Consider the following 25,886-nt stretch of genomic DNA (forward strand, 5'->3'; position numbering starts at 1 on the left):
TTTAAAATAGGGTAATTAACTTTTTTACTTCTCCATGTTATATTTTGTTTCGCAATAATATTGCATTTATTGTTTACATTTGTCCCAACAAAATTGAATTTGCATGAATAATGATAATGAAGTAGTTAATTATACTAAGGAAGAACGTAAAAATCATATTTTAAAAGAGATCAATCTGCACACCCGTGTGAGTTTTGAAACGCTCTCTGCTAAATTATTTGTTTCAGAAGATACGATACGACGTGATATTAATGAACTTGAATCAGAATCGTTATTGATTAAGGTTAAAGGTGGTGCGATGACAAAAGCCTATCACCATTCTTCTTCCAATCAAACGTATGCAGGCGAATCGAAACAGGTGATTGCGCAAAAAACGTTAGGCTTGCTTCATGATGGTATGGTTTTGTTAATTGGCGGCGGAACGACCATTAGGGAGTTCATACGCCTGATTCCAAATGATTTAAATCTTACTATTTTTACGGTTACCGTTCTTTCTGCCGTGGAACTTCTCGACAAACCGAATGTCAAAATCATCATGATTGGCGGCAGTATTTCATCTTACAGCCAAATGTGCGTGAGCGGTGATGTCTACAATCAATTGGCCAATATTAAAGTGGACCTGCTGATTTTAGGAACCAATGCTTTAGATATCGAAGGTGGATTCTCAGATTCTGACTGGGAAACCGTTCAGGTAAAAAAAGCAATGATTCAGGCTTCCGAAAAAACCGCCATCCTGACTATTTCCGAAAAACTCGATACCGTTTTAAAAATGAAAATTGCCAGTTTATCCGAGGTTGATTATGTGGTTACCGAAGTTAGTCCGGATCACGAAAAATTGCAATCGTATAAAAAAGCCGTTCCAAGTTTAGTTTTTATTTAATTCCAGTTTTTCATTAAAAAATTAATCCAGTTCTGATGAAAGATATTTTTTAAATCTTCATCAGAATAGCCGTTGTTTTTAAAAATCAGCACCAACTTTTGTAAGTCGGCAATCGTATCTAAATCATACGGACCTTGTTCTGTACCAAAAGCACCATCAAGATCGGAACCTATACCAATATGACTGGCATTTCCGGCCAGCTGGCAAATGTGATCCATATGTTTAAAAACCGTTTCGAGATTACATTGGGTTCCCAAAGGTGTCGAAACGCCCCTTTCCCAGTTTGGAACCAGCATCCAGGCATCTAAGGCTCCGCCAATTACAGCTCCTCTCGAAATTAACGCCTTAATCATTTCGTCGCTGTACTGCCTGTTATGATCCACAAGACTTCTGCAATTGTTATGGCTTGCCCAAACGGGTCCGTTGTAGTGGTCCAACGCCTGCCAGAAAGCATCGTCGCATAAATGGGTGGCATCCAGAATAATATTCAGGCGTTCCATTTCTTTCAATAAGTCAAGACCATTCTGATTCATTTTTCCGGTGGCGTCTGTTCCGTTGGCGTAACGCCCCGGACCGTAATGTGCAGGTCCGATCGCTCGTAAACCGTAATTATAGGCTTTTTCTAAATAGGAAATATCAACAATAGAATCGGCACCTTCTAAACTTAAAATGTAACCAATTGGCTTTTTATCGTTTGGAGTTCCGTCACTCCATAAATCAATTTGTTGCTGAAGCGATTTTTTATCGGTAATCGCCACCATTTCTCCGGCTTCTTCCATCGTTTTGTACCAGGTCAGTTGTCCCTGCGTTTGTGCCCAGGCCTGCTCGGGGGAATTCCAGCCCGGAATGATACTGCCCGGTTTTACGAAACGCGCAATCTGTGTCGCCACCACAATACCAATATTACCTCTTCGCAGATCCGGAAACGAAACCGTGGCACGCTCGCGATCGGGTTTGTCAGTCATTCCTTTTTCTAAGTGGCGTAATGTTTTTACATCATTTCTTAAATCTCTGTTCCATTCCATCGCATTCATGCTCAGGTCCAGATGGGCGTCTATTATAAACATAGTATTTTTTTTAAGGCACAGGTCCAAAGGCTCTATTCTCTTTCTTCTTGGCTCTATTTTCTATTCTCTATTCTCTTTTTCAGCTTCTAAATATTAATTTTTCTGCTGCGGGCCGCTACCTGCCATTGATCGCAAATTTCATGTGCAGCATTTACCACCTGAATCGAATCGTAAAGTGCGCAGGTCGGGCAGACATGATACGGCTGCGCGTAAATGATATCGCCTATAGCATACTCGTTTTTCCCTCTGTTTTCTAAAATTAGATGTTCTTCTGAATGTGCCGTTGGAATTAGATTTTCATCATTTAAAATGACTAATCTCTTATCGATCGGATTTTCGGAAGCCACGGCTTTATATCCGATATCGATACAAAATGTAGCACTGGTTGGTTTTGAAATAATGGTTCCCACAATAACCAAAGCGGGTTCGAAATTCTGTTCCGGTAATTGAATCTGGTAATTAGAATCCCAAAACACAAAAGTTCCCGGACTGCATTCTACATTCTTCTGAGTGGCGTAAAACGGAAATGTATTGGATCCTCCTGCAACAATTTTGAGTTCATAGCCCAGTTTTTTCTGAAGGACATCAATTTCTTCAATAATACTGAAAAACAAGTTGGAAGCGGCAGCAACGCGCTGTTCTAAATCGCCTTTTAAATGACCGTCGTAAATATGAATTCCGGCAAAATGAATATTTTTTAAGGCAACAATTTCGTCAACTAGGGCATTCCAGTTTTTAGCAACCGAAATTCCGGTTCGGTTCATTCCGGTATTCAGATCCAGATAAACCGTAAGTTGTAAACTGTTTTTACGGGCAATTTCATCTAAGGCTTTCGCCGATTCGGAATTGTCAACAATGGTCGAAAAAGCGGTATTCGGATATTTTTTTATCAATGCAATCCATCTTTCCTTTTTGGCCCCTGCAGGCTGATAGGCGAGAAGCACATCCGGAATTTCGTGCAGGGCTGCAAGTTCGGCTTCGGCAATAGTAGCGCATTTTATTTTATGGATCTGGTAGGTTTTAAATAAATCCAGAATCTCCCCAATTTTATGTGTCTTGATATGGGGCCTTAATTTTTGAACATCACCATTTACGAATTCAATCAGACGCTCTATATTCGACTGGATACGATTTTCATATACAGCTAAAAAAGGAGTGTCAACAAGGGTTTCGGAATTAATTTTCCACCAGTCTTTTTGCATAACTTTAGTTTCTTGTTTTTTCTACAACTTCAATTAAATTTTGAAAGGCCTCAAGAGACTTTTCGTAATTTAAGTTCAAAAGCATTTCTTTAGAAAATAAATTAGATCCGATTCCGACACAAACCACTCCGGATTTAAACCATGATTTCAAATTGCTTTCTTCAAGGGTTACACCTCCGGTGGGCATTATTTTCAAATTTGGAAAAGGGGCTCTTATCGCTTTTACATATCCGGGTCCGCCAATTTTATCGGCTGGAAAAAGTTTTACAATTTCGGCCCCTAATTTATTGGCGTGCAGTATTTCATTCAAAGTCGCAGCGCCGGGAATCCAGTAAATATTATTTTTGAAGCAATAATTACCGATCTCTAAATCGGTATGCGGACAAACAATACAATCGGCTCCCAATTGATGAAAAGTCTCGGCATCATCAACACTTAAAATCGATCCAACGGCTATTTTTACCTCTAAATTATTTGCTTTTCTGAATGCAATCATTTGAGTAAAAACTTCTTTCGCATTGTCTGCACGGGCAGCAAACTCGATAATTTTTATGCCAGCATCAGCAGCCGATTGCAATACAATTTGGGCTGTTTCAATATTGATTTGAGTTACTAACGGAAGTACACCTTGTGTTTTTAAAATGCTGTACATATTTGGGGAATTTATCTGTTAATTCTGTTGCTTGAGCCATTTTTAATAAAATGACTTATTTCTGTTGGATTGCTGATGGCAAAATCTCCATGAAGACTCTGTTTGATTACACCGCAGGCTGTGGCCCATTCAATACAATCCTGACCGGAAAAGTTATGGGTGATTCCGTAAAGCAAACCTGCTGTAAAGGCATCTCCGGAACCAATCTGGTCCGTTACCAGATGTATTTTTTGTTCTTTTGTTTCATAAAAATTGCCTTCATGTAAAAGCAGTCCCTTGTATAGATGTGCCGGTCCGTCTGATTTTCTAAAGCTCATGGCCAGTGTTTTCAGAAAAGGCATTTTTGTTTTTAACAATTCGAATGTTTGCTGAAAACGACTCACATCAGATTCATTTTTATCGGTTTTTATTCCGAAGTAAATTTCAATCGCATCTAAATCCGCAACCGTAATGGTACTGTACTGAAGCAGATCAGGCATGATTTCAGACGGATGTTTCCCATATTGCCATAATTTGGATCGAAAGTTAAAATCAGAGGAAATCGGAATTCCTTTTTTGTGTGCCGAAAGGATGGCTTCTTTACACGCTAAACCAGCTTCATTCGAAACGCCCGGACTAATTCCCGACCAGTGAAAATGCGTGACATCGGCCAAAGCCAGATCCCAGTTAATCTGATCTTTTTGAATGGTTGCAAAAGAAGAATTGCTTCGGTCGTAAATTACCTGCGACTGCCTGATCTGATTTCCGGCTTCGACAAAATACAATCCTAAACGTTCTCCGCCGTACACACATTTCGAGGTGTTTACTTTGTATTTCTGAAGTTCGTTTAACGCCAGTTGCGCCAGATCATTTTGCGGTAATCGGGTAATATAATCGGTTTGAATCCCAAGTTGGGAAAGTAAAACACAAACATTGGCTTCGGCTCCGCCAACGTGTATTTTTATTTCGTTGGCCTGCGTAAACCGGTTTCCATTGGCCACACTCATTCGGAGTAATAATTCGCCGAATGTCGCAATTCTGGTTTGTGAGGTTGTTGTATTCATTGGTTGTGTTTTTTTGCCACGGATTACAGGATTAAAAGATTTTTTTGATTTGCCACGAATTACACTAATTTACACAAATCAGTGCGTAAAATTAATTCGTGAAAATTCGTGAAATTCGCGGCTAAAAAATCTTTTAATCCTGTAATCTGTGGCATGACTTTTTTAAAATAATTCAAAGACGGTTAAGCGAGCTGATTCGTGAAAATTCGTGCAATTCGTGGCAAAACAAAATTTTTAATCCTTTAAATCATGTAATCTGTGGCATAACTTTTTAATATAATTCGAAAACAGCTTCTACTTCAACAGGAATATTGTCCGGTAAAGATCCCATTCCAACAGCACTTCGGACACCGATTCCGTTTTCCTGTCCCCATACTTCGGCAAACAATTCACTGCAGCCGTTGATTACGTAAGGGTGTCTCAGGAAATCACCATTGCAGTTCACCATTCCTAAAACTTTTATAACACGTTTTACTTTATTCAGGCTTCCAAAATTGGTTACAATCGTGGAAAGCATCGTCAGTCCGACTTGTCTTGCGGCTAATTTTCCTTCTTCAATATCCATGTCATCGCCGATTCTTCCGATGATTAAGGATTTGTCATCCCGAACAGGACCGTGTCCGGACAGGTATAAATAGTTACCATCTACTAAATAAGGTTTGTAAATACCAAGCGGCTGGGGTGCCGGCGGTAAAGATAAACCTAATGTATCAAATTTTTCCTGTGGTAATAAATTCATGATATTAATGTATAATTGAGTTTAAAATAAAAACGAAAATGATTCCTAAAACAGATACTAAAGACTCCATGACGGTCCATGATTTAAAAGTATCTTTCAGGCTGATATTAAAATATTCTTTAAACATCCAGAAACTCGGATCGTTTACGTGGGAGCACATCAGGCTTCCGGCTCCTACAGATAAAACTAACAGGTTGGGGTCGAGCCCGTTGGTTTGTAGTAAAGGTAATAAAACGCTGGCAGTCATTAATCCGGCAGCGGTTGCAGAACCCACACAAACCCGAATGATCGCGGCCATTATCCAGGCCAGTAAATACGGATGAATGCTGGTCTGTGTTAAAGTCGACACAATAGTTTCGTTGACACCGCTGACGATCATGACTTCTTTCAGGCTTCCCGCTCCTCCGACAATCAGAACAATCAGGGCTACATCTTTGATCGCGATGGCATAATCATCCATAACAGAAGTCAGGCTTCTGTTCATTCGCAGGCCTAAAGTGTAGGTGCAAATAAGCAGTGAAATAAGCATAATCATGCTGGGTTCACCAATTGTTTTACAAATGTTTAGTACTGTTTCATCTGTTGAAATCAGGGGCAATACCGAGGTTAGGGTCAAACCAAAAACAGGAAATAAGGCAGAGAATAAGCTAATCGAAAAACTCGGAAGTGTGGCCGGATTAGCGATTTCTTCAACATTTAAAATCTCATGACTGGATTCAGTTTTTATATTTTTAAGCAAATTCGAAAATAATAAACCCGCAATAAAAATAGTCGGTATGGCGATGATAATTCCGTAAACCAGCACAAGTCCGATATCGGCATTTAAAATACTGCTCAGTGCCATTGGGGACGGATGCGGGGGCAAAAAACCGTGTGCCACTGAAAGCGACGCCAGCATAGGAATTCCCAGATATACTTTCGATAATTTAAATTGGTGGGCTACTGAAAAGATCAGCGGTACTAACAAAACAAATCCAACACTATAAAAAAGTGGTATCCCAACAATAAACCCGGTAATCATGAGGCCTAAGCGAACGTATTTTTTACCCGTCCATCCCATAACCGTTTTTGCAATAACATTGGCAGCTCCGGACGAAACGGTAAGTTTACCAATGCAGGTTCCGAAAACAATAATCAAAGTAATAGAACCCAGCATTTCGCCCAAACCTTTTTGTACGGTTTGTGACAAAGTGTTTATTGGCAGGCCTAAAAAAAGGCCTGCTAATAAAGCTGTTATGATGAATGCAATAAAAGGATTGATTTTAAACCACGCTATTTGCAGGATTAAAAAAGCAATGCAGGCAGTAAGAATTAAAATGCTCATTTATCTCTTGTATATTATTTATCCCACCAGATTTTTGTTGTGAAAGTATCTTCGCCCTGGCGTTTGATGGCTTCAGCTAAGTTAGCGGAATTCACTGAATATTCACTCGTCGGATATCTGAAACGTCTTGGAATAGTGCCGTTTGTAACGTTTCCGGGAAAGTTTACCGGCACCAAAACCGGATACCCTGTTCTTCTCCAGTTGGCATATACTTCCTGCTCGTCTACAAATAAGGCAACCCAAATCTGCGTGTGTATCTGATTCATTTTTTGGTCTAAAGATCCCGCCGCATTAAACGGATTTGCCGTTAAATAAGGTGTGGCATCAGCAATGGTATAACCGGCACCGTAAATTCCCATATTCAGGAAGGATGCTTTTACGCCTTTTTCGTATAAATCTTTGTCCGTTTCAGTGGTGTACCATCCTCTTGCCGCGGCTTCCGCCAGGTAAAGATTGGTTTCCGCATTGCTGATCAGTACCAGCGGTGCATCGTATTTAAAAACACTACTTTGGTTCGGTTCGGAATACGTAGCCTGCTCTGTTGGAGTAGGCGCTGTTTTAAGTCCGTTTGGAAAACCTTTCTGTACGGCCAGTGTGGTGTTTTGGACCGTTCCCTGCCAGACTCCTGCATACACACTAATTCTTGGATCTGCAGTCGCCTGTAGTAAATCGATGAAGGTTTTGGCCAGTTTTCCGCCTTCCACATTTTTCTGACCGTAAGATCCCTGGGTAAAGTCTTGTCGTCTGGAATCAAGTCCAACCGGATTTCTGTTAAAATCATTCGGGCCGTCTGTATATTTCATGATCGCATTATCGGTTCCGTTTAGGATTACGCCTCCGGCAATTGCTTTGGTGACCCATGTTTTGGAAAGTGCAGCGTCTGCTTTTGTCAATCTTAATCCGAGACGAAGCATTAACGAATAGGAGAATTTTTTCCATTTGGTCACATCCCCGTCATAAATAAAATCGGCTTTGCCAAAACTTGGTTTAGCAGGATCCAGAGCGGTTGCCGCTTCATCGAGTTCTTTTAACAGGTCTTTGTAAATCGCTTCCTGGGAGTCATACTTCGGAAGAAAAATCTGTGTACTGTTTGCTTTTGCAGCTTCAAAATAAGGAACGTCGCCATACAAGTCAGTAATTCGGTGGTACAAGTATGCTTTCCAGATTCTTGCAATATTAAGTTTGTTGCTTTCATTCGGACTGTTTTTGAGGGCATCAATTACAATTTCGACTTCATTCACACCGGTTGGATACGCCTGGTTAAAATAAGCGGAATAATACACTTCATTGCTCAGGTATTTATCACCCGCACCCGAAGCTTCTTTGTAGGTCGCATAATGCTGCAGCATTCCGCCGCATTCCAGAATATTCGTAGCAAAATAATTATTGTTTAAACCGTCTAATTGCGATTTGCTGAAAATGAAATTCGGAGTGGGTTTCTCCACAACATTCGGATTCGTGTTTATTTCTTCGAAATCCTTGGTACAGGCTGTCATACTTGCTAAAAGTATTCCTGTGATATATAGTATGGTTCTCTTTTTCATGTCTTTTTAATTTAAAATTTAACGTTTAAACTTAAACCAAAACTTCTTGTTTTTGGCACTCCGAATTGTTCTACACCCTGAGCATTTCCGGCGCTAAATACAGATTCCGGATCTACGTTTGGTGTTTTCTTATAAAGAATGAATAAGTTTCTTGCCACAAAGGAAACAGAAGCGCCCTGAAGTTTAGACAGCCCTTTTATTTTTTCAATTGGCAACTGGTAACCAAAAATCACCTGTCTTAATTTTACAAAACTCGCATCATACACAAAGGTTGAAGAGATATTTCGTAATCCGTCATAGTAGGTTCTCAGGTTTTCCGGGGCAATAACCATGTTCACCGGATTTCCGTTGGTATCTACACCGGAAATTGGCAATCCGTTTTCACGGCCTTCTAAAGTCAGTTTGGTTAATCCCATACGCGTTCCGTATAAATCAGTTCCGGAATATAAGCTTCCGCCAAACTTACCATCGATTAAAAAACTAAAGGATAAAGCTTTGTATTTAAACTCATTGCTGATACCCGCTGACCACGGATGAACACCCTGTCCTAATTCCTCAAGAGGACCTTGTGCGATAGTCGCCGATCCGCCGCTTACGTTATAAACCGTATTGCCATTGGCATCTTTACGGGGTTTGTATCCTTTAATAATGCTGTACGGACGGCCGACATCACTGGTAATCGTAACATAACCGTTTACAGAAGTAGCCATTGTAATCGAATTCAGCTGATCGGTAAGAGCTTCAACCGTATTTTCATTATAGGATCCGTTGAAGCTGGCTTCCCAGGAGAAATTTTCATGATTAATTATTTTTCCGGTAAGCAAAAGCTCAATTCCTTTGTTTCTCATTTTCCCAAGATTCAATAAGGCAGTGCTTGCTCCAGAAGCATTGGAAATCGTCGTTTCAACAATATCATTTGTGGTAGCACGGTTGTACCATGCCACATCAAGATTCAGGCGATTGTTAAAAAAGCCTAAATCGGTACCAATTTCGAATGTAGTGGAAGTTAACGGACTTAGCGTAGCATTAGGCACTCTCGAACTTGTCGGTCCTTGTAATTGTTGGCCGTTATGTCCGCCCTGAATCATCGAATAGGAAGGGTTCAGAGCATACGGATCCGGAGTGGCTCCACCTACTTCAGCCCATGAAGTTCTTAGTTTGGTGAATGAAACCCATTCCGGCATTTTTATAATTTCTGAAAGGATGATACTGGTTCCGATCGAAGGATAAAATACTGTGTTGTTTTCTTTAGATAAAGTAGAAAACCAATCCTGGCGTCCTGTTACGTTTAAGAAAACAATATTTTTATAATCTAAATCCACTGCACCGTAAACGGAATTTGTCTTAGTTTTTCCATAAGGATAGGTGTAAGCCAGCGTAGATAAATTGCTTAACGCATAAAAATCATCTAACACAAAATTGGAGCCTTCTACTTTAGTTTCATCTCTCAAAGTCGTACGCGAATTCACTCCAACCAAAGCATTTAAAGAGAAATCGCCCAAAATGTTTTTCTTGTTATAGTTAAGGATCGCTTCAGAATTCAGGTTTTGTAATTTTACTTTTGAACCTTGTGCGTATCCAACCGGATTGTTTAACGTTGTTTTTGGAATGTATCCAAAGAAGTCATAATTCGTGTAATCCTGTCCGATTCGTCCCTGAAGGAATAAGTCCGGTGTGAAGTTCATTTTTACGTTCAGCATTCCAATGAAACGGTTTTTGGTATCGCTGTTCTTTATTTTATTGATCACATAGTAGGGGTTTGTAGCGACTGCAACAGGATTCCATGCCTGTTCAATGCCATTCGCATCATAACCCGGAGCCAGATTTCTGATATCGACGGTATTCCCAATCATATACGTTCCCCAGTTTGGATTGGCTTCCGCATCTGAAACGGTTACCCTGTTGTTTGATTTATCAATATTATACTGCGCTACAACATCAAATTTCAGCCAGTTGGTTAAGTTGACGTTTGTTGCAATGTTAACACTCTTGCGGTTGAAATCTGAATTTGGGACCACGCCTTCATTGTCCATGTTCATGAAAGAAAGACGTCCTGTTGCTTTTTCTGTTCCGCCCGATAAAGCAATAGAGTTGATGTAAGTTGTTCCGGTTTGGTAAAAGTTTTTAATATTATTTTTTTGAGGAGAGTAAGGTCTTGCCACTCCGTCAAACTGAATCACATCTGTACCGTCCATTTTAGCTCCCCAGGACCAGCGTCCGGCAGCTACAGCTTCGGCTTGTGTGGTTGGTTTTTTGCCTAGTGATCCCGAACCGTACTCGTACTGCCAGTCTGGTGTGATAGACGGAGTCTCGAAAGTAAAGGAGGAGTTGTAGTCTACCCCGATACCTTTTTGGGCTGCACCTCTTTTAGTCTGGATCAGGATAACTCCATTGGCAGCACTGGCACCATAAAGCGCAGCTGCTGTTCCTCCTTTAAGAACCGTGATGGTTTTAATATCATCAGGGTTGATAACCGAAGTTCCGTCACCGCGGTCTACGTTAATTCTTGTGGATCCCGCTCCATTTCCAATTCCCGGTAAATTTAACTGTGTATTGTCAATAGGCAAATCATTGACCACGTACATCGGCTGGTTGTTTCCGTTTAGCGAGCCGTTTCCACGAATGATCACTCTGCTGGATCCGTTTGGTCCGGTTGCCGTGCTGCTTACGTTTACGCCGGCAATTTTACCTACCAGAGCGTTAGCGATATTGGTTTCCTTTGCTTTTGTAAATTCTGTTCCTTTAAGTTCTGTCACAGCGTATGCAATTGACTTGCTGCTTTTTTTAACACCAAGGGCCGTTACGACAACCTGATCGAGAACATTTTCTGCCGGTTTTAATCGAATAGTTAAACCAGTCGTTTTAATTAAAGCGAATGACAAAGTTTCGTATCCCATATAAGTCACAATAACGTGGACTTCGTTTTCAGGGACACTTAGTTTAAATCTTCCGTTTTCGTCAGAGATTGTTACTATTTTATTGTTGCTTTCGGCATAAATAGTAGCTCCTGCAATGGGCATTCCGTCATCCTGGCCTAATACCTGACCTGAAATTTCGACCTGATTACTTGTTTGTTCAAAAAGATGCTTTTTAATTGCAGTCTCTTTTGCGCTTGCGGAGAGGATTATTCCTCCCATAAGCACTAATGAAATTAGCTTTGTTTTCATAATTCTTTGGTTTTCATGTTTTTTTGGTTTTTATTGGCGATCAAATATAAATATTTATTTTTCACACTTGCATTTTTTTTGCACAAAATGCATATTTTTTGCAATATTTTTTCCTGAAGTATTTTTAAATTCCAAAAGAAGTGCTGTTTTTGAAGGTATTTTGAGAATTTTTTGCACAAAGTGTTTTATGATTGCAAAAAAAAATTTTGGCTGAAAATTCGTATTTTTGAGCTATGAAAATTGCACTTATTCAATCCGATCTGCATTGGGAAGACGCTTCCGCGAACAGAAAAAACTTCGAATCGAAAATAAATAAAATCGATTCAGGGGTGAATCTGGTAGTCCTTCCGGAAATGTTTTCCACCGGTTTTACCATGAATGCCAGCGAAGTAGCCGAAACTATGCAGGGAGAAACCGTGCTCTGGATGCAGTCTGTGGCAAAACAGAAACAGTTAGCCATAGTAGGAAGTTTGATTATTGCAGAAGAAGGGAAGTATTACAACCGGATGCTGTTTGTTTTTCCAAATGGAGAAATACAACAGTATGACAAGCGTCATTTGTTTTCACTGGCCGGAGAACATAAATACTACGAGGCCGGAACTCAGAAAGTGATCGTTGAATATTCAGACTGGAAAATCTGTCTGCAAATTTGTTATGATTTGAGATTTCCTGTTTTTGCAAGAAATACAGAGAATTATGACCTGCTTTTATACGTTGCCAACTGGCCAAAAGTCCGCACAAATGCCTGGGATGCTTTGCTGAAAGCGCGTGCGATTGAAAACCTGAGTTATGTAGTTGCGGTAAACAGGGTCGGACTGGATGCTAATGAGTATGAGCATATCGGTCATTCGCAGGTAATAGATTTTCTTGGGAATCCGGTTTTGGATCCCCAGGAAAACGAAGGTGTTTTTATTGTTGAAATTGATAAGGATCCAATGTTGGAAACCCGTAAGAAACTGGATTTTTTAAGTGACAGGGATCAGTTTGAAATTAGGATCTAAAAAGCTTTTCTCTTTTTCGCTTCCTCTTTTTTCTTTTTTTCATCCAGTTTTTTCTCGACTTCAGGACTGAACGGAATGCTTAAATCAACCGTTTCATTTCGATCCCAGTTGGCGCGGACATCAAATTCCTGCTGATAATAATAGACTTCCTCGGCAAGTCGTTTTTCCGGATAACTTCCGGCATCATACATTTTGTTTTTGTTGTCATCGTAAATAACGCGAATCGTAAATGCATTAGGCTCTACCAGATTGAATTCGATTTTGGTTTCGCCTTCGGAATACGCTTCCGCCAATACGACATCTCCCTTTTTATTCGTCAGTTCTACGATGATAGGAAAGCGTTTTACATTTTTTAAATTCAATATTAAATTCCCGTAATCGGCCAGTTCTTTTGTCGTGAGCTTGTATGATAAGGTGTCGTTTGCCTTTTCGTAAAAATCGGTTAAAGCACCCGGAAAAAAGGTGAAATTGTATTTTTCCAAAGGCTCTTTTTTGAAATCAATATATAGTTTCTGGTCAAATTCATCGTACTCCGTTGTAAAATCTACTGCTGCAGAATCCTTATTCACTAATTTGATTTTAGATTTGTCAAATTTCACCAAAGGCGTTTCGGTCTCTAAAGTAAACCGGTCCCTGAAATTGATCACTCCGTTTTGTACTGCTTTTATGCTTAAGGTGTCTTTTTTCTGGTCTTTAATTTTAAAACTAAACCTTTTCTTGTAACTGTCTTTGTCTACTTCCAGAGACAAGGAGTCTGCTTTTAGGGGTTTATACCAGATCTGCAAGGAATCTTTCTTCGGAAATTGTGTGACAATAGTCTCGAGGATTTCGGTATTGTTCTTCAGGACGATATTGGGTTTCGAATTCTTAAAATTTTGTTTTCCTTCATACGGAAGTAATAATCGGTTTCCGGAAGCCTGTATGGGTTTGAAGGTTTTTAACGGAAGTGTTTCCTTAAATAATTCTACCTCATATACCGAGTCGGTGGGTACCGTAATATAACTTTTAAGAAATCCGATTTTATCATCCTTCGGATTAAATTTATTGTTGCTTCCCTTGTCCTTTAAGGCTAGTAAAAGATATTTTCCGGCTTTCAAATTTTCAAATCTAAAAGTTCGCATACTGTCTAACGTATTTGTAATATACCTCGGGTTTTCTTTGTAAATAACCGAATCCTTGAATTTGTCATTCACTTCATAGAGCATTACCGATACAAAATTATCTACGTTTTTTTCGTAAGCATCTTTGATTTTTCCGTTAAGGGTAAGCGAATCGATATAAGAACCGGTCGAGAAAACATATTTGAACTGGTTGTAGGCGTTTCCTTCGTTATTGTCTGTAATACCCTGTCCAAAATTCAGGCTGTAGGTAGTGTTGGGCTGTAAAGTGTCTCTAAGCTTGATGGTGATAAATCTGCTGACATTGGTGGGTGTGATCAGCGGCTCATATTTCATTGGAGGGGAAATAATCAGCTGTTTGTTTATATTTTTAAGCTTTATATATTCATCAAAAGTCAAAGTGATTTCATTTCCTTTAAAGTCAGTACTAAGATTTTTTGGGGAGCTGGATATCAGAACAGGAGCAAGGGTATCTTTCAGTCCGCCGGTAATACTGCCTCTCTTAGCACAGCTTATCATTGATAGTACCAATAAAAAGGAAATATATTTCAGTGTGTTTTTCAACATAACAGGTTTTGAATTTTATTCCACAAAATAACAATTATATTTGCTTTAATAGAAATTTTTTATGCCTTTATTAGTATTTGCGGTTTTTATCTCGTGTTGTTTCTTTACATATAGATTCCGAAATGCGTTATAATTTCTTACTTTTGGTTTTGTTTTTAATTTAACTGGTTTTGAAAAAGAATATTTTAATGGGTTTGGTGTTTTTTTTACTGCTGTCCTGCAGTAGAAAAGAAGAGCCGGTTGTATCTTTTTATTATTGGAAGACCATTTTTAAATTATCCCAAACAGAAAAAGATGTTTTAGAAGATAACCATGTTCGTAAGCTGTATATTCGTTATTTCGATATTGGTTTGCATCCGCAGACTCAGGAGCCCATTCCGATTTCCCCCATTCATTTTCAGGAAAATGTGCAGCGTTTTACTATAGTTCCGGTAGTTTTTATCAAAAATAAAGTCATGTTACAACCGAATCTCGATATTGATGATCTGGCTGAAAAAACATTTCGCCTGATTTCAGAAATCAATAAAGAAAACAACATTGGCTGTCAGGAAATCCAGATCGATTGCGACTGGACGCTTTCGAGTAAAGACAACTATCTGAAGTTTATTGAAAAATTTAAGAAACGTTCACAGAAAAAACTTTCCGCTACTATCCGGTTGCATCAGGTCAAATATTTTAAAAAGACAAAAATTCCGAATGTCGATTCCGGAGTTTTGATGTATTATAATATGGGCTCAATTGCCCCTGATTCGCTCAACTCGGTGTACGATCCCAAAATCGCAGCACGATATCTGAAGAGTTTAAAAAAATATCCGCTGCCGCTTGATTTTGCTTTGCCTGTATATTCGTGGGGAGTGCACATCAGAAATCACAAGGTGATTGGCCTGCGTTCCAAAATGAATATTGAGGCGCTTAGGAAAGATAAAAATTTTGAACAAACCAGTGCCGTGTTTTTTAAGGTGAAACATTCCAATTATAAAAACGGGGTATTTTATGAAGAAAACGACCTGCTGAAAATTGAAGCAATTGCGGCAGAAGATTTAAAACAAATGGCGGAAGAGCTGAAAGAGCATACTGCGCAGCCTCCGAAAGAAATTATATTTTACGATTTAGACGAATTCAATTTAAAAAACTATGAAAAGAATATTTTTGAACAGGTTATTTCTTGTTTCTAGTGCCTCCTTGCTTTTTGTATACGGAATAATTTATGCCTGTGGAGGCGGAGACGATTGGGATTACTTTGGTTATAATTCGAATTTCACACCGGAAACATTCGCAGACAAATCCTATACACCGCTTTTTTTATCAGGCGATATCTTTTACGGGATTGGTTTTGATACCCGGCATAATTCCCGTTTTAATGAGGATATACAAGCAGACTGGGAAACCTACCTGAAGGGAAAAGCAAATCCGGCAACGATAAGCTATTTCCTGATTGGCCCTGATAAACCAGCCTCATATGAAGACAGGGACAAACCTCTGGAAAATAAACCCGAAATAGAACAGCTTCATGTTTTTTATAAAACCAAAAAAGAAAATAAGGCTTCGCTGAAGTGGGGGAAAAAAATCAGCCTGAAAGACGATAAAATTAAAAGTTTTATTGAATTTCTCTATCTGGCACAAAAAATAGAAACCGTTTCTTTAGGCGGTGATTACTGGAGCTATGATCCTGTGGTGGCAAAAACATTCGATGATCAGAAGATGATTCAGTCTATTGAAAATGTTTATAATACCACCTCAGATCCTTTTCTGAAAAACAGGTATTGGTTTCTAACCGTAAAAGCACGTTTTTATAGTAACGACAAGCAAAAGGCAGTTTTGTTTTTTAATAAAACGGAAGCTTCTGTTGCGAAGAACACCTTGTATTACAGGGCGCTTGCTTATGTGGCCGGAATCAATTACAAGCAAAAGAAATATGCAGTTTCAAACTACTTATATGCACAGGTTTTTGATAAATGCCCGGAAATGAGAGTGGTGACCGCGTACAGTTTCCATCCGCAAAACGATGCCGACTGGAATAAATCGCTGGCAATGGCCAAAAACAATAAAGAAAAAGCTGCACTCTGGGCCATTCACGGTTATTATAAAGATGAGAAACAAGCCATAGAGAAGATTTACGAATTAGATCCAAAAAGCGAACACTTGAATTACCTGGTCACGCGACTGGTCAACAAACAAGAGCAGAACCTGAATAATTCTTTTCAGCTCAAGGCCGAAGAGAATGTTCCGGTGAAACAGCAGACCGTTGCGGAGAATAAATTAGAAAACCAGGCGAAACTGGATAAAAGTGCTTTCGATTTAATTTCGAAAATTGCAGCTGCCGGAAAGACTGAAAGGCCCTACCTGTGGGATCTGGTTCTGGGATACCTGCAAACCTTAAAAGGAGATTTTGCCAATGCTGATAAAAATTTCGATAAAGCCGAAAAAACACTTCCGAAAACAGAACTGGCAGGGTATCAGCTGCGATTGCTTCGTTTTATCAATAATCTCAGTAAAATTGATAATCTCACCGATAAAAACGAAAAGACAATCATAGCCGATTTGAACTGGCTGTACTACGAACTTCCTAAAACCTATAAGGAACAGGAATTTCGTTACCAGAACGCCGTTTCCTGGAGCAGAAACTTCTTGTCGGCCCTTTATAAAGAAAAAGGAAATGCTGTGATGGCTGAAATATTTGGGGAATCCCGCTACAGTTATTGGAATGATGGAAATGCTTTTTATGATAATGAAAAGGTCCTGTTGGATATGAAAGCATTTCTGGCTAAGACCAATAAAACCGAAATCGAAAAAATCGGAGCAGGAGTATATAGCCTGAAATTAAAAGATATAAATAATTTTCAGGCTGTTCAGGCAACCTTTAAAAATAAAATCCCGGAAGCAATTGCTTTTATGCAACAGACCGATTCTGTTCAGTACAATCAGTTTTTAGGAAATCCGTTTAACGGAAGCATAAAAGATTGTCACGATTGTGATCATGTGGCATATCAGAAAAAGAAATATTCTCAAATGGATTTTTTAACGACCATAAAGTCCATGCAGGATAAACTTGCTCAGAAAGAAGAGGTGTATACCAACAGTCTGCTGCTGGGAAATGCTTTTTATAACATTACTCATTTCGGGAACGGCAGAACGTTTTATGAAATAAGTATCGTGGGGTATGGTTCAAGTCCGTATACATTTAGGGACTCGATGAAAAAGATGATCACCAACTGCGACATTCCTAAAATGTATTACCAAAAAGCACTGGAGGCTGCAACGACAAAAGAACAAAAGGCGAAATGCATTTATATGATAGCGAAATGCGAACGCAATGAATATTATAGTAAAAAATACAACGGTTTGAAAAATTGGTGGGAAGCAGATGACGATAAGATCAATTTTATTGCGTGGAACGGTTTTAAAACACTCAAAAAGGAGTATTCGGATACTAAATATTATCAGGACGTAATTGCGGAATGCGGTTATTTTAATACTTATGTGAGTCAGTAATTCTAATTGAATGTAAAAAAATGGTAAATAAAATAGAACATATCGGAATTGCAGTTAAAAATATGGACGATGCCAATGTGCTGTTCGAAAAATTATTGGGCGTTTCGTCGTACAAAATGGAATCGGTCGAAAGTGAAGGCGTTCTGACTTCTTTCTTTCAAACCGGAGCCAATAAAATCGAGCTTCTGATGGCCACTCATACCGAAAGTCCCATTGCAAAATTTTTAGAGAAAAAAGGAGAAGGAATTCATCACATCGCTTTCGATGTTGAAGACATTCAGGCCGAGATTGCGCGCCTTAAAACCGAAGGTTTTGTACTGATAAATGAAGTTCCTAAAAGGGGTGCCGATAACAAACTGGTGGTTTTTTTGCATCCAAAGCATACAAATGGGGTTTTGGTAGAGCTTTGTCAGGAAATTAAATAAAAAAAAATACTTTTTTTCGCATTAAATAATGTGTTGAAAATCAATTAGCTTTTTGAAAATACCCGGTATCATTTGAAATTAAATAAAAATCATACTATAAAATATTTGCAGTGAATAAAAAATAGTAGTAATATTGCATCCTCAAACCGGTCCTATAGCTCAGCTGGTTAGAGCACCTGACTCATAATCAGGTGGTCCCTGGTTCGAGCCCAGGTGGGACCACAGTTAAAAAGCCTTATAAACATTTGTTTATAAGGCTTTTTTCGTTTCCTATCGTGATCAACAAGTATTTAAAAACGTTAAAAGCATTTAATTTCTCTCTCCGGGTTGCTTTAGTATCAGTCAGTCTGAGGCTAAAGAAACTTTGCCTGTGTAAAATAGCTTGTAGTATTTTAAACTTGTACTAACGTAAGCATGTAATGATTTTACGTTATTAAATTAACCTGAGCCTCCTATACTTAGTAAAACTTCAAAAGATATTCATAAACCAGCAAGCTAATTTTCGTTTTCTTACAATTTTAGCGAATAATCACGGATTACATTTGTTTAATAAATATTATAAACCTGACTTTTAGTCAAAATAAAAAAATAAAAAAAACATGGAAATTCTAATTCAGATTGAGGAACTAATAATGTTTCTGGGATGTATTTATTTATTCTCACGGTTAAATTTAAAATGGTGGTGGTTTCCTCTTTTACTTTTAGTGCCGGATTTAAGTATGGTCGGATATCTGCTAAATCCTGCCGTTGGAGCAGTTAGTTATAACGTAATTCACTTTAAAGGTACTGCAGTAGTTCTTGGGCTTTATGGTTTATATAAAGAAAACCGGAACCTTATACTTATTGGTATAATATTGCTTGCTCACGCGTGTATGGACAGAGCTATTGGCGCTGGACTAAAATACTTTGACGGATTTTGGCATACAAGCTTAGGTGCTGAAAAATTCTGGTAGTTGTAATGAATACGTTATAAATTCAAATGTAAAACTTACGGTCTTTAATATAAGATCGTAAGTTTTTGCAATATCATGTTTTACAAACTTCTTTTTTAACTGGTTTCTTATGTTTTTTATTTCTTCATAAAATGCCCTTTTAATTTTGATTTCAAAGCCATTGCTTTGTTAACCTCGCATAAAGTTTGCTGCTAAATACCATTGACATTTCGTTAACAAGACTTGTTTGGCTATTAACAACAAACAGGATTTTTTGTAAATATATTTGTCGCAGAACTCAGCTTTGTTGTTGAATAATAGACAAGCAAGAGTGATGAAAAACCGGATAATTTGATGCAATAATGGTGAAAGGTTTGTCGCAGGTTTCGGAATCTGCATTGGTAAGTTGAGGTAATTTGCAAAATCTAAGTTCATCCTAATCCATCCGTTCATTTTAAAATCTTAATACATTAAAACATGCAGAACTTTATTTTATTCTTTTTTATGTTTATAGTAAATTACGGTGCTACTTTTTCTCAAACACCAAATTACGAAGTCTATGCTCTAAAATTTGCATCAATTGAAAAATTACTTCCATTGGCCGTTGATTTGATAGATGCTCCTGAGAGCGAAACAGTAGATCCTGCTTTTGTTTTTTGGTTAATAAAAGACAATAAGGGTAAAAATATTTTAATCGATGCGGGATTTTTGAATGACATACCGCAAGTAAAAGATTTCGGAATTACTAAATATGTTCAGCCCGATAAAATGCTTAGCGGACTTAATCTAAAAAGAGAAGACATAACGGATATAATTCTAACCCACCCTCATTGGGATCATATAGGTGGTATTGATCTGTTTCCTGATGCACAAGTATGGATCCAATAGGAAGATTATAATTATTTTGTTGGAAATGCATGGCAGGAAGCAGGACACAATGGAGGATTTAACAAAGAAGATGTTCGTAAGATAATCGAACGAAATCTGGCGGGTAAACTGAAACTTATAAATGGTGATAATCAAGAAATTTTTCCAGGAATTATGGCCTATACAGGTTCGCGGCATACTTTTGATTCTCAGTATGTTTTAATAAAAAGTAATGCTGATAAAATAATAATTGCATCAGACAACGTCTTTACATACTATAATTTAGAACATTTAAAGTCTGCACCCACGCACGCAACTTTTAACACCGAAGGTTATGTTAATGCTATGATTAGAATGAAAACATTAGTTTCAGATATTAAATTTATTATACCCGGACATGATAATATATTGTTTTCAAGATTTCCTAAAATTTCAGAAAACATAATTAGAATTAAGTAATCTTGTAATTCTTTATTTTATATCGAAAAAAAAAGCGGCTCTTCAACGGCAACGATAAAAAAAATCCAAAAATCAAATTTAGTACACTGCTAAAAAAATATCAGGCAACATCATCCGGATTCTATCCTGAAATTCAAAATAGTCTGTCTTCAAAATACAGACGGCGCGCTGAAATCTTTTTTAACAGCTATAAAAGCAGGCTTTTCTCCATTAACAGCGAACAGCTTTCACAAAATGATCTAATGAATATGATGTTCTGCTTTGGGAATTGAAAGGTATATGGCAAGGCCCGGTCAGGCTTTATCTTATAAAGTTGGCCAGCTTAAAATCCAGGAATTAAAATCCAGGGCAGAAGCGCAACTAGGAGGGAAATTCAGTGCAGCTCAATTTCACGGCCAGATGTAAATTCGGGAAGTATTTCACTTGCAATACTCGAAAATAAAATTGTACATGGGATAACCGACCAGAAAGCTGCAGCTTGTTCTGGCGAATCGAAAGATAAATAAAGTGTTGGAGATAATTTTAAGCTGCCATACTACAATACTTTGCATCAAAATAAAAGTTAGAGTATACTGATTTCATTTCTTTCAGTTGAACCTTTTCAACCAGATTAAATTTTCATTAAATTTGCGCAAAGCATTACCTTTTTTGAAACCAAATAAGTAAAATTGCCGTATCTCTAACTAATACGATTTCGTAAAAGTGATTTGTTTCAAAATTTCATTTTTTTTGGTTTAAAACTTGCATTTGATTGAAAATCTTATACATTTGTCAAGAATTTGAGCGAAAAACGTTGTTTTTGTGAGAATTGTAATAAGAAAAATAATTTTAATAATATACTATACTGTTTTTCAGTAGATTGAAAATTATGAAGATATCAAAAACTATTTTTTTTGGGTTTTTTGTAACCTTGATTAGTGTTTCAAGTGTTATTGCAGCGAATAATCCTCCTAAGCCAATGGCTAAAACAGCAGCAGCGGCGGGACCTGTAAAACCTCCTAGTGTTCCTATTGACCAGGGGCTGATCCTTTTGGTAATGGCAGCATTATTATTCGGTACGTATACTTTATACCAATATAATTTACAAAGAAAAGCTTCAGTGTAAACTGAAGCTTTTCTTTTTTTGGAAGCATTTGTAACTATTTGTTTATAGAATAGAGTCTGGAAATGTATTTTCCTACGACATCAAATTCTAAATTAATTTTAGTTCCAATTGTGAAATTTTTAAAATTGGTATTTTCAAAAGTGTAAGGGATTATGGACACGCTAAATTCATTTGTTTTTGAATTTACGACCGTAAGGCTGACACCATTTACGGTAATGGATCCCTTTTCTATAGTAATATTATTTAAATTTTTATCGTATTCAAAAGTGTAATTCCAGCTTCCGTTGGCTTCCTGAATATTGACGCAGGTTCCGGTCTGATCTACGTGGCCCTGTACGATATGTCCGTCAAGACGATCCCCGAGTTTCATTCCTCTTTCCAGATTTACGATATCATTTACTTTCCAGTCGCCTATATTGGTTTTCAGGATCGTTTCGTCAATGGCAGTTACGGTATAAAAGTTGTCTTTTATAGCCACGACCGTCAGGCAGATCCCATTATGTGATACACTTTGGTCAATCTTTAATTCATTGGTAAAGGAAGACTCAACGGTAACATGAAGGTTGCTTTGCTCTTTTTGTATTTCGTGAATCCTTCCTAGGGTTTCTATAATTCCTGTGAACATTGTTGTTTTATTTTACTAAATTTGCACATCAAAATTAGTAATAAATAAACTGAGCACATGAATAAAAAAGCAGAAAATATTATTGTTGGAATTTCAATAGGAGATTTAAACGGTATTGGAAGCGAAGTTATACTGAAAACATTCGAAGATTCCCGCATGTTAGAACTGTGTACTCCGGTTATTTTTGCAAACGCCAAAATACTTTCTTTCGTAAAAAAAAGCGTTACCTCTACAATACAGTTTCACGGAGTTGATAAATTAGATCAGGTTATACCGGGAAAAGTAAATGTCCTTAATCTTTGGAAAGAAGGTGTTGATATTAATTTCGGAGTTAATGATGTGAAAATTGGAGAGTATGCCATAAAATCTTTTGTCGCTACAACCAAAGCGCTAAAAGAGGGGCAGATTGATGTTTTGGTGACGGCTCCCATCAATAAGTATAATATCCAGTCGGACGAATTCAAATTTCCGGGACATACGGATTATTTAGACAAGGAACTGGAAGGAAATGCGCTGATGATGATGGTTCAGGATAACCTAAGGGTCGGTTTGTTAACAGATCACGTGCCTCTCAATGAAGTGTCGGCACATTTGACAGAAGAGTTAATTACAAGAAAAATAGAAACCGTAAGAAAGTCCTTAATAGAAGATTTTAGTATTGTAAAACCAAAAATTGCTGTTTTAGGATTAAATCCGCATGCAGGCGATGGTGGCGTAATCGGTAAAGAGGATGATTTGGTTTTAAAGCCTGTCCTGAAAAAAATATTTGAAAAAGGAACCATGGTTTTCGGGCCATTTCCGGCCGATGGCTTTTTTGGAAGCGGTCAATACGAAAAATATGATGCTATTGTGGCCACTTATCACGATCAGGGACTTATTCCTTTTAAAACATTATCCTTTGGAAAAGGAGTGAATTATACAGCAGGTCTGAACAGGGTCAGAACTTCACCGGATCACGGTACAGCCTTTGATATTGCTGGGAAAGACGTAGCAGATTACAATTCATTTAAAGAGGCAGTTTATCTGGCAATTGATATTTTTCGCTCTCGTAATCAGTATGAGGAGATTAGTCAAAAACCACTTAAAATAAAAGAAAAACAGTTATAAACAAAAAAAGGTGAATAAGATTATTAGTTTTATAATAATTTTATATCTTTGCACCCCAATTCAGGTATCTGAGTTTTAGATAGCGATTGGACAAATTGATGTTGAAATGAGCAAAACAAAAGAATTTTTAATTCCTTTCGTAGGATTAAAACTAGGAAAACACCATTTTGAGTATCAAATAAGTAACGCGTTCTTTGAGAACTTTGATTACGACGAATTTCAAAGTTCGGATATCAAAGTGAGTCTGGTTTTAGATAAGAAAAGCAACATGATGGAGTTGGATTTCAAACACAAAGGAACAGTCAATGTACCTTGTGATCTGACAGGCGAAGAGTTTGATCTTCCTATAAAAGGGAAAATGAAACTAATCGTTCGCTGCGGGGATGAATTCAACAATGATAATGAAGAGTTGCTGATTTTGCCGCACGGAGAGCATGAAATAGATGTAGCACAATACATTTATGAAATGATTGCACTTTCGGTACCGCTAAAACGGGTTCATCCAGGAGTAAAAGACGGAAGTTTGCAAACCGAAGCCTTGACAAAACTGAAAGAACTAACAGTAAAAGAACAAAAAGAAGAGAGTAAACAAGAAGAAGATATTGACCCGCGTTGGGACAAATTAAAAAAACTATTAACGGATAAATAATATAGTAAAATGGCACATCCTAAGAGAAAAATCTCGAAAACAAGAAGAGATAAGAGAAGAACACATTATAAAGCTACTGTAGCTCAAATCGCTACATGTCCTATTACTGGAGAAGCACATTTATACCACAGAGCTTACTGGCATGAAGGTAAAATGTATTACAGAGGGCAAGTTGTTATCGATAAATCTGTAGCGGTTGCTTAATACGTTTTTGTAAATAATACTGGAACTCTCACATAGTGAGAGTTTTTTTTGTTGGTTATAACTTTCGTTTTTTAAGAAAACAGATACAAATTTCGCTTTGTTTTTTTTTGTAATTTTCAAGTCTTTTAAAAATTTTTCAAATAGGAGTATTTGAAAGGAAATAATAGAATATAATGAATACAATCACAGCCGCAATTACCGCTGTTGGAGCTTATGTTCCTGACTTTGTGCTTTCAAACAAAGTATTGGAAACAATGGTTGATACCAATGACGAGTGGATTACCACCCGTACCGGAATAAAAGAAAGAAGAATTCTTAAAGATGCTGATAAAGGAACATCATTTCTGGCCATAAAAGCAGCACAGGATTTAATAGCGAAAGCTAACATTGATCCTTTAGAGATTGATATGGTTATAATGGCAACAGCTACAGCAGATATGCCGGTAGCCTCTACAGGAGTTTATGTTGCAACAGAGATTGGAGCTACAAATGCATTTGCATACGATTTACAGGCTGCATGTTCAAGTTTTTTATACGGTATGTCTACCGCTGCAGCTTACATACAATCAGGACGATATAAAAAAGTACTTTTAATTGGTGCCGATAAGATGTCTTCTATTGTTGATTATACAGACAGGGCAACCTGTATTATTTTTGGTGACGGAGCGGGAGCCGTTTTATTCGAACCAAATTATGAAGGTTTAGGTTTACAGGATGAATATTTGAGAAGTGATGGTGTAGGGCGTGATTTTCTGAAAATCGCTGCCGGTGGTTCTCTCAACCCAACGACATTAGAAACGGTTCAGAACAAACAGCACAATATCATTCAGGACGGAAAAACCGTTTTTAAATACGCAGTAACGAATATGGCAGATGCCAGCGAATTGATTCTGAAAAGAAACAATCTGACAAATGAAGATGTGAACTGGTTAGTGCCGCATCAGGCAAACAAACGTATTATTGATGCCACTGCAAGCAGAATGGAACTGGAAGATTCTAAAGTATTAATGAATATCGAAAGATATGGTAATACAACTTCAGCGACATTGCCGTTAGTGTTAAGCGACTTTGAACACTTATTCAAAAAAGGAGATAATATTATTTTCGCCGCTTTTGGTGGTGGATTCACTTGGGGATCTATTTACCTGAAATGGGCTTACGATAAAAAATAAATTAAACTAAAAAAGAATCATTATGGATTTAAAAGAAATTCAAAACCTAATCAAATTTGTTGCAAATTCGGGAGTTGCAGAAGTGAAGTTGGAAATGGATGATGTAAAAATCACTATCAGAACAACATTGGAAACAAATGTAACAGAAGCTACTTACGTGCAACAATTACCTGCTCAGCCTGCCTTGCAGCAAGCGGTTGCCCCTCAGCAAACAGCTCCGGTTGTTGTAAACGTTAACACTGAAACACCAGCTGCGGCAGAGGATTCTAAATACATAACTATAAAATCTCCGATTATCGGGACTTTTTATAGAAAACCGTCTCCGGACAAACCAGTTTTCACTGAAGTAGGAAGCACTATTTCGAAAGGTGATGTGCTGTGTGTAATTGAAGCGATGAAATTGTTCAACGAAATCGAATCAGAAGTTTCAGGTAAAATTGTAAAAATTCTTGTTGACGATATGTCTCCTGTAGAATTTGACCAACCTTTATTCTTAGTTGATCCATCATAAATAAATTTAGATTTTAGATTTTAGATTTTAGATT

The 25,886-nt window shown here is 37.8% G+C and carries 24 protein-coding genes and 1 tRNA gene; 15 read left to right on the top strand and 10 right to left on the bottom strand.

Going from position 1 to position 25,886, the window contains the following annotated elements:
- The first annotated feature begins 103 nt into the window (after positions 1-103).
- Positions 104-880, top strand: a complete 777-nt coding sequence (locus D0817_RS14450) for a DeoR/GlpR family DNA-binding transcription regulator (protein ID WP_127339088.1) — start codon at positions 104-106, stop codon at positions 878-880.
- Here the strand turns inward: D0817_RS14450 and D0817_RS14455 are convergent.
- The 8 genes from D0817_RS14455 to D0817_RS14490 form a co-directional block, all read right to left on the bottom strand.
- Complete coding sequence (locus D0817_RS14455; RefSeq protein WP_127339089.1) at positions 877-1,947, bottom strand: dipeptidase; 1,071 nt, start codon at positions 1,945-1,947, stop codon at positions 877-879. The genes D0817_RS14450 and D0817_RS14455 overlap by 4 nt on opposite strands.
- An 86-nt stretch (positions 1,948-2,033) precedes the next feature.
- Positions 2,034-3,149 (bottom strand): D-TA family PLP-dependent enzyme, encoded by a 1,116-nt coding sequence (locus tag D0817_RS14460; protein ID WP_127339090.1) that lies wholly within the window; start codon positions 3,147-3,149, stop codon positions 2,034-2,036.
- A 4-nt stretch (positions 3,150-3,153) separates the two neighbouring features.
- The gene (locus D0817_RS14465; protein ID WP_127339091.1) at positions 3,154-3,801 is read right to left on the bottom strand and encodes a bifunctional 4-hydroxy-2-oxoglutarate aldolase/2-dehydro-3-deoxy-phosphogluconate aldolase; all 648 of its coding nucleotides are present in this window, start codon (positions 3,799-3,801) and stop codon (positions 3,154-3,156) included.
- A gap of 11 nt (positions 3,802-3,812) precedes the next feature.
- On the bottom strand, positions 3,813-4,844 hold the full coding sequence (locus D0817_RS14470) for a sugar kinase (RefSeq protein WP_127339092.1): 1,032 nt from the start codon (positions 4,842-4,844) through the stop codon (positions 3,813-3,815).
- Between the two features lie 271 nt (positions 4,845-5,115).
- Positions 5,116-5,583: a RidA family protein gene (locus tag D0817_RS14475; RefSeq protein ID WP_127339093.1), complete on the bottom strand. Its 468-nt coding sequence runs from the start codon at positions 5,581-5,583 to the stop codon at positions 5,116-5,118.
- Positions 5,584-5,587: 4 nt separating this feature from the next.
- On the bottom strand, positions 5,588-6,907 hold the full coding sequence (locus D0817_RS14480) for a GntP family permease (RefSeq protein ID WP_127339094.1): 1,320 nt from the start codon (positions 6,905-6,907) through the stop codon (positions 5,588-5,590).
- 14 nt (positions 6,908-6,921) lie between these two features.
- Positions 6,922-8,451 carry a SusD/RagB family nutrient-binding outer membrane lipoprotein gene (locus D0817_RS14485; RefSeq protein ID WP_127339095.1) on the bottom strand — a complete coding sequence of 510 codons (1,530 nt, stop codon included), beginning with the start codon at positions 8,449-8,451 and terminating at the stop codon, positions 6,922-6,924.
- Between the two features lie 11 nt (positions 8,452-8,462).
- The gene (locus D0817_RS14490; RefSeq protein WP_127339096.1) at positions 8,463-11,618 is read right to left on the bottom strand and encodes a SusC/RagA family TonB-linked outer membrane protein; all 3,156 of its coding nucleotides are present in this window, start codon (positions 11,616-11,618) and stop codon (positions 8,463-8,465) included.
- Positions 11,619-11,851: 233 nt separating this feature from the next.
- Between D0817_RS14490 and D0817_RS14495 the strand changes: the two genes are divergently transcribed.
- A complete protein-coding gene (locus D0817_RS14495; protein WP_127339097.1) occupies positions 11,852-12,619 on the top strand; it encodes an amidohydrolase in 768 nt (255 codons plus the stop codon).
- On the opposite strand, the gene D0817_RS14500 is transcribed toward D0817_RS14495, so the two are convergent.
- Positions 12,616-14,304, bottom strand: coding sequence for an Ig-like domain-containing domain (locus D0817_RS14500; RefSeq protein WP_127339098.1), 1,689 nt, complete (start codon positions 14,302-14,304; stop codon positions 12,616-12,618). The two genes, D0817_RS14495 and D0817_RS14500, sit on opposite strands and share 4 nt — an antisense overlap.
- 170 nt (positions 14,305-14,474) lie before the next feature.
- Between D0817_RS14500 and D0817_RS14505 the strand changes: the two genes are divergently transcribed.
- The 8 genes from D0817_RS14505 to D0817_RS14540 all read left to right on the top strand — a co-directional run bounded on the left by D0817_RS14505 (position 14,475) and on the right by D0817_RS14540 (position 21,584).
- Complete coding sequence (locus D0817_RS14505) at positions 14,475-15,479, top strand: hypothetical protein (protein WP_238160881.1); 1,005 nt, start codon at positions 14,475-14,477, stop codon at positions 15,477-15,479.
- Positions 15,439-17,796 (top strand): hypothetical protein, encoded by a 2,358-nt coding sequence (locus D0817_RS14510; protein WP_127339099.1) that lies wholly within the window; start codon positions 15,439-15,441, stop codon positions 17,794-17,796. Before D0817_RS14505 ends, D0817_RS14510 begins: the two co-directional genes overlap by 41 nt.
- A gap of 20 nt (positions 17,797-17,816) precedes the next feature.
- Positions 17,817-18,221 carry a methylmalonyl-CoA epimerase gene (gene mce, locus D0817_RS14515; RefSeq protein WP_127339100.1) on the top strand — a complete coding sequence of 135 codons (405 nt, stop codon included), beginning with the start codon at positions 17,817-17,819 and terminating at the stop codon, positions 18,219-18,221.
- A gap of 148 nt (positions 18,222-18,369) precedes the next feature.
- Positions 18,370-18,443 (top strand) — tRNA-Ile (locus tag D0817_RS14520).
- Positions 18,444-18,820: 377 nt separating this feature from the next.
- On the top strand, positions 18,821-19,174 hold the full coding sequence (locus tag D0817_RS14525; RefSeq protein WP_127339101.1) for a DUF4260 domain-containing protein: 354 nt from the start codon (positions 18,821-18,823) through the stop codon (positions 19,172-19,174).
- Between the two features lie 456 nt (positions 19,175-19,630).
- Positions 19,631-20,041, top strand: a complete 411-nt coding sequence (locus D0817_RS14530; protein ID WP_127339102.1) for an MBL fold metallo-hydrolase — start codon at positions 19,631-19,633, stop codon at positions 20,039-20,041.
- A 717-nt stretch (positions 20,042-20,758) separates the two neighbouring features.
- Positions 20,759-20,884, top strand: coding sequence for a DUF885 family protein (locus tag D0817_RS26250; RefSeq protein WP_238160882.1), 126 nt, complete (start codon positions 20,759-20,761; stop codon positions 20,882-20,884).
- Positions 20,885-21,347: 463 nt separating this feature from the next.
- Positions 21,348-21,584: a hypothetical protein gene (locus tag D0817_RS14540; protein WP_127339103.1), complete on the top strand. Its 237-nt coding sequence runs from the start codon at positions 21,348-21,350 to the stop codon at positions 21,582-21,584.
- Between the two features lie 34 nt (positions 21,585-21,618).
- On the opposite strand, the gene D0817_RS14545 is transcribed toward D0817_RS14540, so the two are convergent.
- Positions 21,619-22,209, bottom strand: a complete 591-nt coding sequence (locus D0817_RS14545; protein WP_127339104.1) for a riboflavin synthase — start codon at positions 22,207-22,209, stop codon at positions 21,619-21,621.
- 57 nt (positions 22,210-22,266) lie between these two features.
- Between D0817_RS14545 and pdxA the strand changes: the two genes are divergently transcribed.
- The 5 genes from pdxA to accB all read left to right on the top strand — a co-directional run bounded on the left by pdxA (position 22,267) and on the right by accB (position 25,852).
- On the top strand, positions 22,267-23,316 hold the full coding sequence (gene pdxA / locus D0817_RS14550; protein ID WP_127339105.1) for a 4-hydroxythreonine-4-phosphate dehydrogenase PdxA: 1,050 nt from the start codon (positions 22,267-22,269) through the stop codon (positions 23,314-23,316).
- A 106-nt stretch (positions 23,317-23,422) separates the two neighbouring features.
- Positions 23,423-23,965, top strand: a complete 543-nt coding sequence (locus tag D0817_RS14555; RefSeq protein WP_127339106.1) for a YceD family protein — start codon at positions 23,423-23,425, stop codon at positions 23,963-23,965.
- 9 nt (positions 23,966-23,974) lie between these two features.
- A complete protein-coding gene (gene rpmF / locus D0817_RS14560) occupies positions 23,975-24,169 on the top strand; it encodes a 50S ribosomal protein L32 (RefSeq protein WP_007137315.1) in 195 nt (64 codons plus the stop codon).
- 173 nt (positions 24,170-24,342) lie between these two features.
- Positions 24,343-25,341 carry a beta-ketoacyl-ACP synthase III gene (locus D0817_RS14565; RefSeq protein ID WP_127339107.1) on the top strand — a complete coding sequence of 333 codons (999 nt, stop codon included), beginning with the start codon at positions 24,343-24,345 and terminating at the stop codon, positions 25,339-25,341.
- 22 nt (positions 25,342-25,363) lie between these two features.
- The gene (accB, locus tag D0817_RS14570; protein ID WP_127339108.1) at positions 25,364-25,852 is read left to right on the top strand and encodes an acetyl-CoA carboxylase biotin carboxyl carrier protein; all 489 of its coding nucleotides are present in this window, start codon (positions 25,364-25,366) and stop codon (positions 25,850-25,852) included.
- Positions 25,853-25,886: the final 34 nt, after the last annotated feature.

Source organism: Flavobacterium cupreum, assembly GCF_003996965.1.
In the GTDB taxonomy this organism is placed as follows: Bacteria; Bacteroidota; Bacteroidia; order Flavobacteriales; family Flavobacteriaceae; genus Flavobacterium; species Flavobacterium cupreum.